The sequence below is a fragment of the Streptomyces clavuligerus genome (assembly GCF_005519465.1).
Lineage (GTDB): Bacteria > Actinomycetota > Actinomycetes > Streptomycetales > Streptomycetaceae > Streptomyces > Streptomyces clavuligerus.
The window spans coordinates 1,546,832-1,562,022 of sequence record NZ_CP027858.1 but is presented as its reverse complement, the minus strand read 5'-3'; the positions used below and the strand labels follow the sequence as shown (position 1 = coordinate 1,562,022).

Below are 15,191 nucleotides of genomic sequence, written 5' to 3'. Positions count from 1 at the left end.
ATGGCGAACAGTCGAGGCGCGGTCCTCGTCACCGGTGCGTCGTCGGGGCTCGGCCACGCGACCGCGCGGGCCCTCGCCGACACCGGATTCACGGTGTACGCCGGGGTCCGGTCCACGCAGACCGCGGAGCGGCTCACCCGTGAGATCCCGGGGGTCCGCCCGCTGATCCTGGACGTCACCTCGTCCGACGCGGTCTCCGTCGCCTGCAAGGAGGTACGCGAGCAGACCGGCCCGGCGGGCCTGCACGGCCTGGTGAACAACGCCGGGATCTGTGTCTCGGCGCCGCTGGAGTGCGTGTCGCCCGACGCGCTGCGGGCGGAGCTGGAGGTCAACCTCGTCGGCACCGTCGCCGTGATCCAGGCGTTCCTGCCGCTGCTGCGGCTCCGCTCCGCCGGGACGCCCTCCGCGGTCCCCGCGGGCCGGATCGTCAACGTCAGCTCCGGCATCGGCCGGGTCGCGGCCCCCTTCCTCGGCCCGTACGCCGCCTCCCAGTTCGCCAAGGAGGGCATATCGGACGCCCTGCGCCGGGAGCTGGACCCGCGGTCGGTGAGTGTCTCCGTCGTCGAGCCCGGCGCCGTCATGACCCCGATCTGGTCCAAGGTCTCGGACGGCGCCCGCCGGGTCCTCGAAGCCGCCCCGGCCGACATCGCCGAGGTCTACCGGGCCCGTTTCGAGGACTTCGTCCGCCAGAATGAGGAGCGCGCCCGCACCAGCAGGACCCGCCCCGAGCAGGTCGCCGCCGCGATCACGCACGCCATGACGGCCCAGCGGCCCCGCACCCGCTACCGCGTCGGCCCCGACGCCTGGGTGGCCTCGGTCGCGGCCCGGCTGCTGCCGGACCGGGCGCTGGACTCGGTGATCCGCAGCCAGTTCCGCACCGCGGACACCGCCGCGCCCTCCCGGAGCGCGGCCCGGGAGGAGAGCCGATGAAGGTCCTCGTGGCCGGTTCGGGCGTGGGCGGGCTGACGACCGCCGTGGCCCTGCGCTCACGGGGCATCGAGGCCGAGATCTTCGAGGCCGCCCCGGGGCCCGTGGTCTCCGGCGGCGGCCTCGGCATCACCAGCAACGCCACCCGGGTCCTCGGTGAACTCGGCCTCGGCCTGCCCGAGGCCGGTGTGGGACGGGTCTGCGAGCATTTCCGCGTCTGCGCCGCCGACGGCACCCTGATGCGGGAGATCCCCATCCGGTCGATCTCCGAGGAACTGGGCTCCCCGGTCGTCAACGTCCGCCGCAGCGAACTGGCCGCCCTGCTCCGGGACGGCCTCGGGGACACCCCCGTCCACTACGGTTTCGAGCTGACGGACTACCACAACACCGACAACACCGACAACACCGGCGGCACCGGCACCGGCACCGGCACCGGCGTCACGATCCGCGCCGCCGACGGCCGGACCGCCACCGGTGACGTCCTCGTCGGCGCGGACGGCATCCGCTCCGCCGTCCGCGCCCGGATGACCGGGCCCGGCCCCGAGCCGATCCACGAGCACGGCTATGTCTGCTGGATCGCGACCGTGCCCTTCGCCCACCCCCGGCTGCCGCGCGGCGCCGCGGCCCACTTCTGGGGCCGGGGACAGCGGTTCGGGCTGATGGACATCGGCGACGGCCGCGCCTACTGGTGGGGGACGAAGAACACCCCCGGCCGCCGCAGACTGCGCTGGGCCGGTACCAAGGAGGACATCCTCCGCTGCTTCGACGGCTGGGCCGAGGAGGTCCGGGCGGCCATCGCGGCGACCCCCGGATCCGACATCGTCTGTGTGCCCGCCCAGGACCGCACCTTCCTGACCACCTGGGGCACCGGCCCCGTCACCCTCGTCGGGGACGCGGCCCACCCCATGCTCACCAGCCTCAGCCAGGGCGCCGGTACGGCGATCGAGGACGGCCACGCCCTCGCCCGCCACCTCGCGACCGCGCCCCACCCCGTCACGGCCCTGCGCCAGTACGAGGCGGAGCGCCGTGAGCGCACCCGCTGGCTCGTCTCCGCCTCACGGCGGCTGAGCCATCTGGAACAGCTCCAGAACCCGATCGCCGTCCTCCTGCGCGACCTGGTCATCAGATACGCGCCCGACGAGGCGGTCCGCAGCCGGAACATCGAGCCCATGCGGCACGGCCTGACGGCGTGACCCGGGCCGCGCCCGGGACATCCGCCCCGCACCACCCGCACCACCCGCACCACCCGCACGCCCCTGTTGCCACGAACACCACGAACGCCACGAGGAGGCCCCACCATGCCCGCAGGAACGGACACCGAGCCCGTACCCGCCGAGGTCCCCGAGGACGGCCCGCTGCCCGTGCCGTGGGACATGCGCGCCGGAGTACGCGCCTATCTCACCCCCGACGTGCCTCCGCCGGGCGCCAACGACCCCGACTTCCGGCCCACGGAGGAGCACCCGCGGCCGGTGCTGCTGCTGCACGCCTTCATGTCGAACCAGTCGTTCAACTTCCAGGCCGGCGCCCCGTTCCTGCGCAACCACGGCTACTGCGTGTACACCATGAACTGGGGCAAGCCGAAGTGGGCGGAGAAGTTCAACGTCCCGTTCCACGGCTGTTCGGATCTGCGTGTCGCGGGCCGGGAGCTGGCGGCCGAGGTCGAGCGGATCAAGGAGCTGACCGGGGTTCCCAAGATCGACCTGGTGGGCCACTCCGGCGGCGGCGGTCTGCTGATGCAGTACTACCTGAACGTCCTGGAGGGCTACCCGAATGTCGAGAAGGCGGTGTCCATAGCCCCGTCCAACCACGGCGTCTCGTTCAGCACCCTCACCTATGTCATGCGGAACGCCACCCCCCGGATGTATGACCTGATGGCCCGCAAGGTCTTCCCGCTCTGCGACCAGGGCGCCCCGGACTCCGACATGGTCGAGCTGATCTACGGCAAGGGCGACACCCGGCCCGGACCGCAGTACACCGTGATCATGACCGAGCACGACCAGATCGTGACGCCCTACCGCAAGGCGTTCCTGGACGGTGACAACGTCACCAACATCCTGCTCCAGGACGGCTGCCCGGAGGACCTGTGCGAGCACGCCGGGATCATCTACAACAAGCGTGCCTGGCTGCACGTCCTCAACGCGCTCGACCCGGAGAACGCCAAGCCGGTGCCCGCCTTCCGGGTGGACCCCTACTTCCCCGGCTGGAAGTGACCGATGACGGCGGACACCGGGACCACCGGGCCCGGTCCGGCGTAGGAGCGGAATGAACCACACGCACTCGGCAGGACCCCCCGAGGGCGGCGCCCCGCGCCGGGCGCCCCGGCGGAGAGGGCGGCCATGATCCCGTCCGACCGCCGGGCCGCCCTCGTGGGCCCGCTGTTCGTCCTCGGCTACTGCGTCATCAACTCGCTGAAGTCGGTGCTCGAAGGGTCCCTGGTCCAGAGCCTGTCCCCGGAGTTCATCGTGGTGAACTCCTTCGCGCTCGCCCAGGCGTTCTATCTGCTGACCCTGCCGGACAAACGGGGGCTCCTCGCCGATGTGCGGCGGTGCCTGTCCGACGTCGTGATGCTCAACATCTCCACCGCCGTCTGCTGGCTGGCCTTCCTGTACGCGTTCACGGTGCTGGAGCCCGCCGTGGTCAACGCGCTGATCAACGGGCTGGTCCCGGCGATCACCATCCTGCTGGGCTTCCGGCTGCGGCCCGGCGTCAAGGCGCTGCCGCTGGAGATCGCCGCGGCCGCGGGGATGCTGGCGGCCATGGGCTTCCTGCTGCTCGCGGCCTTCCGGGGCTCCTCCGCCATCGGCGAGATCTCCGGCGGTGCGCTGGTCTTCGGCGTCGTGGTGTGCGTGTTCGCGTCCACCTCGCTCTCCGGGATCACGTACTACACGAAGCGTCTGGGCGAGGCGGGCATGACCGTACGGCAGATCCTGGCCACCCGCTTCGTCCTGCTGCTCGTCTCGACGCCCGTCCTGCTGGTCGCCCGGGAGGGGTACGAGACCTACACCCCGAGGAACGTCCTGGCGATCCTCGCGATCAGCCTCGTCGGTGTGATCGTCTCGATCTACCTCCTCCAGCAGGGGATCATGCGGACCGAGCCGATCACCGTCTCGATGCTCTTCGGGACCAATCTGCTGATCACCTATATCGCCCAGTTCCTCGATCCGCGGCTGCACCAGTCGGGGGAGACCCTGGTGGGTGTCCTGGTGCTGTCCGCCGCGATGTGTCTGGGCACCTGGGGCCGCTGGCGTGCCGGAGCCGCCGGACCCGCGGCCCCCGCGACCACCCCACCACCCCCCACGGAACCCCTGCCGGAGCGGGACGCGCCTGCCAGGACCGATCCGTGACCGACCAGGGAGGACCATGGCCGAGCTGCATGATCTGACAGCCCTCGAACAGGCGGGCGCGATCCGGAGCGGAACCGTCTCGCCCGTCGAGCTGACCGAGCACTATCTGACCCGCATCGACCGGTTGAACGACACCGTCGGCGCGTATCTCACCTGCACTCCCGAACTCGCCCGGGAACAGGCCAAGGAGGCCGAGGGCGAGGCCCTGTCCGCACGGCGGGAGGGGCGGGAACTGGGCCCGCTGCACGGGGTCCCGGTCCCGGTGAAGGACCTCAACCAGGTGGCCGGGGTGCGCTGCACCCTGGGCTCCGCCGTGTACGCGGGCCATGTGTCGGAGCGGGACGACCATGTGGTCACCCGGCTGCGCGCGGCCGGGACGGTGCTGCTGGGCAAGACCAACATCCCCGAGTTCTGTCTGCCGAACCACACCGAGAACCGGCTGGCGCCGCCCGCGCGCACCCCCTGGGACCTGGAGCGTTCGGCCGGCGGGTCGAGCGGGGGAGCGGGGACAGCGGTGGCCGCGGGACTCGCCCCGGTCGCCCAGGCCACGGACGGCGGGGGCTCCATCCGCATCCCCGCGTCGGTCTGCGGTCTCTTCGGCATCAAGCCGAGCCGGGGCCGGGTCAGCGGCGGTCCGCTCCTGCACGACGTGAGCGGGCTCGCCACCCACGGCCCCCTCGCCCGGACGGTGGGGGACGCCGCAGCCCTGCTCGACATCCTGTCCGGGCTGATGCCGGGCGCCCCGTACGACGCGCCCGCGCTGCCGCCGGGGGAGACCTTCTCCGCGTACGCGCGGCGGGACCCGGGCACCCTGCGGGTGGCCGTGCTGGTGGAGCCGCCCATACCGGGGGTGCCGGTGCACGCCGACTGCCGGGCCGCCTGCGAGGACGCGGCGGAACTGCTGCGCGGGCTGGGACACCGGGTGGAGGAGCTGGAACTCCCCGCCGACGAGGCGCTGCTGGACTCCTTCGTCGCGGTGTGGGAGGTGATGGCCGCGACCTTCCCCGTGCCGCCCGGGCAGGAGGAGGAGCTGATGCCGCTCACCCGCCATCTGCGCGAGCGCGGCGCGCGGGTGCCGGGCCTGCGGTACGTGACCGCCATGGCGCACTTCCGCGCGGTGGGGCAGTTCCTCGCGGACCAGGTCTTCTCCTCGTACGACGTGATCCTCTCGCCGACCCTGGCCCAGCCGCCCGCGCCGGTCGGAGGGTTGCGGAACGACGAGGACCCGGAGGCCGAGTTCGCGGCGGTGATGGCGTTCAGCCCGTACACCTCGCTCCAGAACGCCACCGGCCAGCCGTCGGTGGGGGTGCCGCTGCACCATACGGAGGAGGGGCTGCCGATCGGCGTGATGCTGAGCGGGCGCTACGGCGACGACGCGCTGCTCGTCTCCCTCTCGGCCCAGTTGGAGGCCGCCCGGCCGTGGCACACCCGGCACCCCGCGATCTGGTGACCCGCCGGCCCGCTGTGCGGTGACCCGCCGCCGTCCCCCGCCCGGGGTACGGCGGCGGTCGCGTCGGTACGGGCCCCTGCCCCGCGCGGGCTCTCCGCACGCGTCCTTGCCCCGCAGGCGGTCCCTCCGTACGGGCCCCTGCCCCGTGCGCGGTCCTTCCGGTATGGGCCCCAGCCCCCGCGCTCTGCCCCGCGCCGCGGCCCTGACCGGCACCGTTTTCGAGCAGCGTTCCATATTTCGGCGCAAAACCTTCCCCTCCCCTTGCCTCCCCGTTAGAGTGCTGCTCTAAATGCGGCACCGCTCCTGCGGACGGCCGCCCGGGAAGGAGGTGCGGTGGGATGCGACTGACCCCCACCGAACGGGACCGGCTGCTGCTCTTCGGCGCCGCCGAGCTGGCACGGGCCCGCCGGGCCCGGGGGCTGAGACTCAATGTCCCGGAGGCGACCGCGCTGATCGCCGACACCGTCTGCGAGGCGGCCCGTGACGGGCTGCGGCTCGCCGACGCCATCGCGGCGGGGCGCTCCGTGCTCGGCCCGGACGACGTCCTGCCCGGCGTCGCCGACGTGGTCACCGAGGTCCAGGTGGAGGCGGTCTTCGACGACGGGACCCGGCTCGCCGTCGTCCCCGACCCCATCGGCGGGGGCGGCCTCGGCGACACGGCCCCCGGCGCCGTCCTGCCCGGCCCGGCCGGACCCGCGTCCGTACCCGTCCTCAGCCTGACCGTGCGCAACACCGCGTCCGTCCCGGTGAGTGTCACCTCCCACTTCCACTTCTTCGAGGCCAACCCCCGGCTGGACTTCGACCGCTCCGCCGCCTACGGCATGCGGCTGTGCGTCCCCGCGGGCTCCTCCGTCCGCTTCGACCCCGGTGCCGTGACCGAGGTCGGCCTCGTCCCCGTCGGCGGCGCCCGGGTCATGATCGGCTTCGCCGGTCTGGTGGACGGCCCGCTGGACGCCCCCGGGGCGAAGGAGGAGGCCCTGCGCCGCGCCGCGGCCTGCGGCTATCTGGGGGCGGACCGATGATCGGGGTGATCGCCGTCGTCGCCGTCACCACCCGCCCCCAGGTCGGCGACCGGCCCGCGCAGCAGCAGTCCCTGCCCGTGCTCTCGCTGCTGGTGATCGTGCTCGTGGTGGCCGCGGCGACCGCCGCCACCGGACTGCTCTCCCGCCGCGCCGGGACCCAGGCCCGCAGACCCACCCCGTTCCGCCCAGAGGCCCGCGCGGGCACATCGCCGGGCCGGGGAAGCCGGACCGGCACCCCGCCCCGTCCGGAGGACCGCGCCGAGGACCGCGCAGGGAACCCCGCCGGGAACCCCGCCCGGCCCGTCCGCGCCGAGGACCCCGCACCCGCCCCCGCCCCCGCCCCCCGGAGCCCCCGATGACCGCGATCGACCCCCGCGAGTACGCCGCCGTCCACGGCCCCCGGGCCGGTGACCGGGTCGTCCTCGGCGACACCGGACTCGTCGTCCGGGTCGAGTCCGACGCCCAGCTCCCCGGGGACGAATTCCTCGCGGGCTTCGGCAAGACCGCCCGCGACGGACTCCACCTCAAGGCCGCCGCCGTCCGCGACACCTGCGACGTCGTCATCAGCAACGTCCTCGTCATCGACGCCGTCCAGGGCATCCGCAAGGTCTCCATCGGCATCCGCGAGGGCCGGATCGCGGGCATCGGCCGGGCGGGCAACCCCGACACCCTCGACGGCGTGGACGTCGTCACCGGCACCGGCACCACCATCGTCTCCGGCGAGGGCCTGATCGCCACCGCGGGCGCCGTCGACACCCATGTCCATCTGCTCTCGCCCCGGGTCCTGGAGGCGTCCCTCGCCTCCGGGGTCACCACCGTCATCGGCCAGGAGTTCGGCCCGGTCTGGGGCGTGGGCGTCAACTCCCCCTGGGCGCTGCGCCACGCCTTCAGCGCCTTCGACGCCTGGCCCGTGAACATCGGCTTCCTCGCCCGGGGCTCCTCGTCCGACCCGGCCCCGCTGATCGAGGCGCTGGCCGAGGGCGGGGCGAGCGGCTTCAAGGTGCACGAGGACATGGGCGCCCACACCCGGGCCCTGGACACCGCGCTCCGGGTCGCCGAGGAGCACGATGTCCAGGTCGCCCTGCACAGCGACGGACTGAACGAGTGCCTGTCGGTCGAGGACACCCTGAGCGTCCTGGACGGCCGGACCATCCACGCCTTCCACATCGAGGGCTGCGGCGGCGGCCATGTCCCCAACGTCCTCAAGATGGCCGGGGTCCCCAACGTCATCGGGTCCTCCACCAACCCCACGCTCCCCTTCGGCCGGGACGCCGTCGCCGAGCACTACGGGATGATCGTCGCCGTCCACGACCTGAAGACCGATCTGCCCGGCGAGGCCGCCATGGCCCGGGACCGCATCCGCGCCGGGACGATGGGCGCCGAGGACGTCCTGCACGACCTGGGCGCGATCGGCATCACCTCGTCCGACGCCCAGGGCATGGGCCGGGCGGGCGAGACCGTGCGCCGCACCTTCGCCATGGCCGGGAAGATGAAGGCCGAGCTGGGCCCGCTGCCGGGCGACGGCCCGCACGACGACAACGCCCGGGTGCTGCGCTACATCGCCAAGCTGACGGTCAACCCCGCCGTCGCCCATGGCCTCGCCCATGAGGTCGGCTCCATCGAGCCCGGCAAACTGGCCGACATCGTGCTCTGGCACCCGGCCTGGTTCGGCGCCAAACCGCAGCTCGTCCTGAAGGCGGGCTTCCCCGCCTACGGAGTCACCGGCGACCCCAACGCGAGCACCGACACCAGCCAGCCGCTGGTGCTCGGGCCGCAGTTCGGCGCGCACGGCGCCACCCCCGCCGAGATCTCCGTCGCCTTCGTCGCCGGGGCGGCCCTCGCCGGCGGCGCCGACCGGATGCCCACCCGCCGCCGCCGGGTCGCCGTCCGCGGCACCCGCGGCATCGGCCCCGCCGACCTGCTGCTCAACTCCCGTGTCGGCGCCGTGGGCGTGGACCCCCGGACCGGTCTGGTCACCCTCGACGGCGACCCGATCCGCTCCGGGCCCGCCGACTCGATCTCCCTCAACCGCCTCTACTTCCTCTAGGACCTCAGGAGTTGCCGACCGTGTTCCGTATGCCGCCCGAGTGGGCCCCGCACGAGCGCACCTGGATGGCCTGGCCGCGCCCCAACACCACGTTCACCCCCGGCTTCCTGCCCGTCGCCCGCCGGGCCTGGGCGGACGTGGCCCGCGCGGTCCGCCGTTTCGAGCCGGTCACCGTGGTGGTGCCGCCGGGCGGCGCCGAGGAGGCCCGGGAACTGCTCGGACCGGGGATCGACCTCGTCGAACGGGAGCTGGACGACGCCTGGATGCGCGACACCGGCCCCACCTTCGTCAGCGACGGCGCCCGGCTCGCCGCCGTGGACTGGGTCTTCAACGGCTGGGGCGGACAGGAGTGGGCCCGCTGGGAGCACGACTCCGCCCTCGCCCGCGAGATCGCCGCCCTCGCCAAGGTCCCCGTCCACCCCTCCCCGCTCACCAACGAGGGCGGCGGCATCCATGTCGACGGCGAGGGCACCGTCCTCCTCACCGAGACCGTGCAGCTCGGCCCCGAGCGCAACCCCGGCTGGACCCGGCAGGAGGTCGAGACCGAGATCCACGCCCGGCTCGGCACCACCAAGGCCATCTGGCTGAAGCGCGGACTGACCGCCGACTACGACGGCTACGGCACCCTCGGCCATGTCGACATCGTCGCCGCCTTCGCGGGCCCGGGTGTGATCGTGGCCCACACCCAGCCCGACCCCGACCACCCCGACCACGCGCTGTGCGCGGAGAACGTGGCGTTCCTGCGCGGCCAGACCGACGCCCGGGGCCGCGCCGTCGAGGTCGTCGAGATCCCCGCGCCCACCGCCGTCCGCGACGAGGAGGGCGGCTGGGCCGACTACTCGTACATCAACCACTACGTGTGCAACGGGGGAGTGGTCCTCTGCGCCTTCGACGACCCCCGGGACGCCGACGCCGCGAAGATCCTGGGCGGCCTCTACCCGGACCGCGAGGTCGTCCTCGTCGACGCCCGGCCCGTCTTCGCGGGCGGCGGCGGCGTCCACTGCATCACCCAGCAGCAGCCCCGCGTCTGAGAGCGCGGCCCCGCGAACGGCCCCAGGGGCGGAAACCGGCCTCCGGCGGGCCGGGGATCAGGTAGAACTGACGGATGATCGAGCTGACGGGCGCGGCCCGGAGCACCAGCGAGGAGAGCGCCGGATGACCCCGCCCGCCCGCCGCCGCAATGTCGCCCCGCCCCGCGAGTCCGTGCTCGCCGCCGCCATGGCCACGATCGCCGAACGCGGACTCGACGGGCTGACCATGGCCGGGCTCGGCCGCGAGGTCGGCATGAGCAGCGGCCACCTCCTCTACTACTTCCGCACCAAGGACGAGCTGCTGCTGCGCACCCTGGAGTGGAGCGAGGGCCGCCTCGGCGCCGAGCGCGCCGCCCTGCTCTCCGGCCCCGAGCCCGCGGCCGAACGGCTCACCGCCTATGTGGAGCTGTATCTCCCGCGCGGCCCCCGGGACCCCCACTGGACGCTCTGGCTCGAAGTGTGGAACCGCTCCCAGAACGCCGGGGACGAGGCCCGCGTCCGCCAGGCGGCCATCGAGGGCGCCTGGCACCGGGATCTGGCCGCGCTGCTCGCCGAGGGCGTCTCCCGGGGCGAGTTCCGCTCCGTGGACCCCGACCGGTACGCCACCCGGCTGCGCGCCCTCCTCGACGGCTTCAGCGTCCATGTGGCGGTGGGACTGCCCGGCGCCGGACGGGAACGGGCCCTCGCCCACGTGGCCGAATTCCTCGTCACCACCCTGCTCGAACAGGACATCTGAACGCGCCCCACCGCCGGCCGGACCCCGCCCCCGACCGCGTCGACTCCCTTGCCGCACACGGTAGTTGACGCCCGACGGCCCAGGTGGAGGCCGTGCGCACACCCGCGCGCGGACGGCGAACAGAAGGCACGCAAGTACTCCTGATCGTTGCCGGTGCACTCCTTGTCGGCCCCCGACCCCTCCGGCACCGTTCCCCCATGGGACGAGAGCACTGGAAAAAGATCTGGGTCGGCTCGGCCGGCAACATGGTCGAGTGGTTCGACTGGTTCGTCTACGCGAGCTTCGCGACCTACTTCGCGGGCGCGTTCTTCCCCGAGGGCAACGACACCGCCAAGCTCATGAACACGGCCGGTATCTTCGCCGTCGGCTTCTTCATGCGTCCCGTCGGCGGCTGGCTGCTGGGCCGGGTCGGCGACCGCAAGGGCCGCAAGGCGGCGCTGACCCTCACCGTCACCCTGATGTCCGCGTCCGCCGTCCTCATCGCCGTCGCGCCGACCTACGAGGTCGCGGGCTACGGCGGCGCCGCCGTGCTGCTCGTCGCCCGGCTGCTCCAGGGCCTCTCCGTCGGCGGCGAGTACGCCGCCAGCGCCACCTACCTCACCGAGGCGTCCCACCCCCGGCACCGGGGCTTCGCCTCCAGCTTCCAGTACGTCTCGATGACCGCGGGCCAGATCCTCGGCCTCGGCCTGCTGATCGTGCTCCAGCGCACCCTGTCCGACGCGGCCCTGCACGACTGGGGCTGGCGCATCCCCTTCGTCGTCGGCGCCCTCGGCGCGGCCGTCGTCTTCTATCTGCGCCGCAACATGCTGGAGACGGAGGTGTACGAGGAGTCCGGCGACGACACCCCCGAGGGCGACAAGGGCACCATCAGGGCGCTGCTCGCCCACAAGCGCGAGGCGGTCCTCGTCATCGCGCTCACCATGGGCGGGACCGTGGCGTACTACACGTACACCACCTATCTGACGAAGTACCTCTCCAACACCGCCGGACTGCCCAAGGAGACGGCGACGCTCGTCTCCTTCTGCGCGCTGATCGTCTTCGCCTGCCTCCAGCCGTTCGCCGGGGCCCTCTCCGACCGCATCGGCCGCCGCCCGCTGCTCATCACCTTCGCCCTGGGGTCGACCTTCCTGACCGTGCCGATCATGACCCTGCTCCAGCACGCGGGCTCGTTCTGGCCCGCCTTCGGCCTCTCACTGCTCGCCCTGGTGGTGATCACCGGCTACACCTCCATCAACGCCTGTGTGAAGGCGGAACTGTTCCCGACCGGCGTACGGGCCCTGGGCGTCGCCCTCCCGTACGCGATCGCCAACGCCCTCTTCGGCGGCACGGCGGAGTACGTCGCCCTGTGGTTCAAGGACGCGGGGATCGAGTCCGGCTTCTACTGGTACGTCGCGGGCTGCGCCGCCGTCTCGCTGATCGTCTATCTCACGATGCGGGAGACCAGGGACATCGACCTCAACCGCGTCGGGTCTTCTTCTTCGAAGCTCGGTTCGCCTTCGCCCCGTGCGTGAGCGGATGATCCCCTTGGCCCTGCGGCGGGTGAGCCGCAGGGCCGCCGCGGGTGCCGGGAGCGGGGAGCGGGCCCCTGTGTCTCGGGCCGGGCGTTTGCCTTCGCCCTGCGGCGAGTGAGCTGAAGGGGTGCCGCGGGTGCCGAAAGTGGAGAGCGCGCGCAGGCCGTGAGGAACGAGCGGCCGAGCACGGTCGACCGTCGGCGCACGCTTCAGCACCCCGGAGGCGAACCGAGCCACAAAAAAAGGGGGGGTATCCGCATCGTGAGACCCCCGTCCCGTTTCTTTCGGATGTGTGGAACACTGCGACCGTGCCCGCGTTCGTCATGATTATCGACAGCAGGCGCGCCGGTCCGCAGTGACCGCCCCGTACGACCCCGTACGCCGCGGCCACCGTGCCCCAGACCCGCGCGCAGACCTCTCGCACCCGCGAGGGGTTTTTTCGTTTTCCCGGCCCGACCCCGGCCGGTGCAGGGCGGCACGCGAAGATGGGGGCAAGTGGAACCAGATATTCCGGGAGCCACTCACCCGACAGGAGTCAACAGAGTCATGACCAGACAGCCCACGGACCAGGGCCCGGCGACCGACGACGGTTTCCATGTCTTCGATACGACCCTCCGTGACGGCGCCCAGCGCGAGGGCATCAACCTCACCGTCGCGGACAAGCTGACCATCGCCCGTCACCTCGACGACTTCGGGGTCTCCTTCATCGAGGGCGGCTGGCCGGGTGCCAACCCCCGGGACACGGAGTTCTTCGCCCGCGCCCGCGAGGAGATCACCTTCCGCAACGCCCAGCTCGTCGCCTTCGGCGCCACCCGCCGCGCGGGCGCGAAGGCTGCTGAGGACCCGCAGGTCAGGGCGCTGCTCGACTCCGGAGCCCCGGTCATCACGCTGGTCGCCAAGGCCCATGACCGCCATGTGGAACTGGCCCTGCGCACCACCCTGGACGAAAACCTGGAGATGGTCCGCGACACCGTCTCCCATCTGCGCGAGCAGGGCCGCCGGGTCTTCGTCGACTGCGAGCACTTCTTCGACGGCTACCGCGCCAACCCCGCCTACGCCAAGGCCGTCGTCCGCGCCGCCGCCGAGGCGGGCGCCGACGTCGTCGTCCTGTGCGACACCAACGGGGGGATGCTCCCGGCCCAGATCCAGGCCGTCGTCTCCACCGTCCTCGCCGAGACCGGGGCCCGGCTCGGCATCCACGCTCAGGACGACACCGGCTGCGCCGTCGCCAACACCCTCGCCGCCGTCGACGCGGGCGCCACCCATGTCCAGTGCACCGCCAACGGCTACGGCGAGCGGGTGGGCAACGCCAACCTCTTCCCGGTGGTCGCCGCACTGGAGCTGAAGTACGACAAGCGGGTGCTGCCCGTCGGCGCGCTCGCCGAGATGACCCGGATCTCGCACGCCATCGCCGAGGTCGTCAATCTGACGCCCTCCACCCACCAGCCCTATGTGGGTGTCTCCGCCTTCGCCCACAAGGCGGGCCTCCACGCCTCCGCGATCAAGGTCGACCCCGACCTCTACCAGCACATCGACCCCGAGTCGGTCGGCAACACCATGCGGATGCTCGTCTCCGACATGGCCGGGCGCGCCTCCGTGGAGCTGAAGGGCAAGGAGCTGGGGATCGACCTCGGCGGCGACCGCGAGCTGATCGGCCGGGTGGTCGACCGGGTCAAGGAACGCGAGCTGAAGGGCTACTCGTACGAGGCCGCCGACGCCTCCTTCGAACTGCTGCTGCGCGCCGAGGTCCAGGGCCGGGTACCGGGCTACTTCCGCACCGAGTCCTGGCGGGCGATCGTCGAGGACCGCCCCGACGGCAGCCACGCCAACGAGGCCACCGTGAAGCTCTGGGTCAAGGGGGAGCGGATCGTCGCCACCGCCGAGGGCAACGGCCCCGTCAACGCCCTGGACCGGGCGATGCGGGTGGCGCTCGAACGCTTCTACCCGGCGCTCGCCAAACTGGAGCTGGTGGACTACAAGGTCCGCATCCTGGAAGGCCGGCACGGCACCGAGTCCACCACCCGGGTACTGATCACCACGGGCGACGGCCGGGGCGAGTGGTCGACGGTGGGGGTCGCCGACAACGTCATCGCGGCCTCCTGGCAGGCGCTGGAGGACGCGTACACCTACGGGCTGATCCGCGCCGGGGTCGAGCCCACGGAGTGAGAGCCGGGGCGCACCCGCGGCCGGTCGGCGGGTGCTCGAAACGGCCGAGCGCCCGCCCCCGCCGTCGAGGGACGGCGGGGCGGGCGCGCTCGGGGCCGGGTCCCCGGGGCGGCCGGGTCGCGGCCGGTCGCCGCGGTTCAGCCGGATGCCGCCGACTCGGGCGGGCTCGGCGGACCGGCGGTCGGCCTCAGGCGGACTCACCGGCCGGGGCGGACTTGATCGCGGAGATGTCGAAGACCAGCTTGACCTTGTCGCTGACCATGACGCCGCCGGCCTCCAGCGCCGCGTTCCAGGTCAGACCCCAGTCGGAGCGCAGGATCTCGGCCGTGCCCTCGAAGCCGACCCGCTCGTTCCCGAAGGCGTCGGTGGCCGCGCCGTTGAACTCCAGGTCGATCGAGAGCGGACGGGTGACGTCCTTGATGGTGAGGTCGCCGGTGACCCGGTAGGTGTCGCCGCCCCGCTGCTCGGTGCCGGTGGAGCGGAAGGTCATCAGCGGGAACTGCGCGGTGTCGAAGAAGTCGCCGCCGCGCAGATGGGTGTCGCGGTCCGCGATCCCGGTGTCGATGGACGCGATCGTCACATCGATGGTCGCCGTGGACGCCGACGGGTCCGCGCCGTTGAGGTTCAGGGTGCCCTCGTGCTCGGTGAAGCTGCCCCGCACATTGGTGACCATGGCGTGACGGACCGTGAAGCCGATGTTGCTGTGGGCCGCGTCGATGGCGTATTCGCCGGTCAGCGCCGCGAGCGCCGGGTCGACCGAGGTCGGGGCGGCGGCGTCGGCGGTGCTGGCCTTGCGGTTGAAGAGACCCATGGTGACGTACTCCTTGCGGGCGGGGCTGCCGCCCGTTGTAGTTGAAGATTCAACGAGATCCAACGGAGAAGACCGTAGACCTATTCCGTCCAATTTTCAACCTCTTCGGAGAAGTGTCCATCCCCCCGATGGGTCATCGGGGGATC

Annotated in this window: 13 protein-coding genes; 12 read left to right on the top strand and 1 reads right to left on the bottom strand. The window is 72.5% G+C overall.

The genetic code is table 11. From position 1 onward, the window contains the following. The 12 genes from CRV15_RS06240 (at position 1) to cimA (ending at position 14,234) form a co-directional block, all read left to right on the top strand. Positions 1 to 930 carry an SDR family oxidoreductase gene (locus tag CRV15_RS06240; protein ID WP_003961960.1) on the top strand — a complete coding sequence of 310 codons (930 nt, stop codon included), beginning with the start codon at positions 1 to 3 and terminating at the stop codon, positions 928 to 930. After that, entirely contained in the window at positions 927 to 2,120 is a 1,194-nt protein-coding gene (locus tag CRV15_RS06235; protein WP_003961961.1) for an FAD-dependent monooxygenase, read from the top strand. Before CRV15_RS06240 ends, CRV15_RS06235 begins: the two co-directional genes overlap by 4 nt. Positions 2,121 to 2,225: 105 nt before the next feature. After that, a complete protein-coding gene (locus CRV15_RS06230) occupies positions 2,226 to 3,137 on the top strand; it encodes an esterase/lipase family protein (protein WP_003961962.1) in 912 nt (303 codons plus the stop codon). 126 nt (positions 3,138 to 3,263) lie between these two features. Next, positions 3,264 to 4,271 (top strand): hypothetical protein, encoded by a 1,008-nt coding sequence (locus CRV15_RS06225; protein ID WP_003961963.1) that lies wholly within the window; start codon positions 3,264 to 3,266, stop codon positions 4,269 to 4,271. A gap of 16 nt (positions 4,272 to 4,287) precedes the next feature. Continuing rightward, complete coding sequence (locus CRV15_RS06220; RefSeq protein WP_003961964.1) at positions 4,288 to 5,721, top strand: amidase; 1,434 nt, start codon at positions 4,288 to 4,290, stop codon at positions 5,719 to 5,721. Between the two features lie 338 nt (positions 5,722 to 6,059). Further along, positions 6,060 to 6,743: an urease subunit gamma gene (gene ureA, locus CRV15_RS06215; RefSeq protein WP_003961965.1), complete on the top strand. Its 684-nt coding sequence runs from the start codon at positions 6,060 to 6,062 to the stop codon at positions 6,741 to 6,743. Continuing rightward, entirely contained in the window at positions 6,740 to 7,102 is a 363-nt protein-coding gene (locus tag CRV15_RS06210) for a hypothetical protein (protein WP_009997642.1), read from the top strand. Before ureA ends, CRV15_RS06210 begins: the two co-directional genes overlap by 4 nt. Next, a complete protein-coding gene (locus CRV15_RS06205) occupies positions 7,099 to 8,790 on the top strand; it encodes an urease subunit alpha (RefSeq protein WP_003961966.1) in 1,692 nt (563 codons plus the stop codon). The genes CRV15_RS06210 and CRV15_RS06205 overlap by 4 nt, the downstream gene beginning before the upstream one ends. A gap of 29 nt (positions 8,791 to 8,819) precedes the next feature. Next, complete coding sequence (locus CRV15_RS06200) at positions 8,820 to 9,821, top strand: agmatine deiminase family protein (RefSeq protein ID WP_003961967.1); 1,002 nt, start codon at positions 8,820 to 8,822, stop codon at positions 9,819 to 9,821. Positions 9,822 to 9,945: 124 nt separating this feature from the next. Further along, positions 9,946 to 10,557 (top strand): TetR/AcrR family transcriptional regulator, encoded by a 612-nt coding sequence (locus CRV15_RS06195; protein ID WP_003958900.1) that lies wholly within the window; start codon positions 9,946 to 9,948, stop codon positions 10,555 to 10,557. Positions 10,558 to 10,754: 197 nt separating this feature from the next. Then, positions 10,755 to 12,068: an MFS transporter gene (locus CRV15_RS06190; protein WP_003958901.1), complete on the top strand. Its 1,314-nt coding sequence runs from the start codon at positions 10,755 to 10,757 to the stop codon at positions 12,066 to 12,068. 546 nt (positions 12,069 to 12,614) lie between these two features. Continuing rightward, entirely contained in the window at positions 12,615 to 14,234 is a 1,620-nt protein-coding gene (gene cimA, locus CRV15_RS06185) for a citramalate synthase (protein WP_003958902.1), read from the top strand. Between the two features lie 187 nt (positions 14,235 to 14,421). Here cimA and CRV15_RS06180 read toward each other — a convergent pair whose 3' ends face one another. After that, complete coding sequence (locus tag CRV15_RS06180; RefSeq protein WP_003958904.1) at positions 14,422 to 15,045, bottom strand: YceI family protein; 624 nt, start codon at positions 15,043 to 15,045, stop codon at positions 14,422 to 14,424. Positions 15,046 to 15,191: the final 146 nt, after the last annotated feature.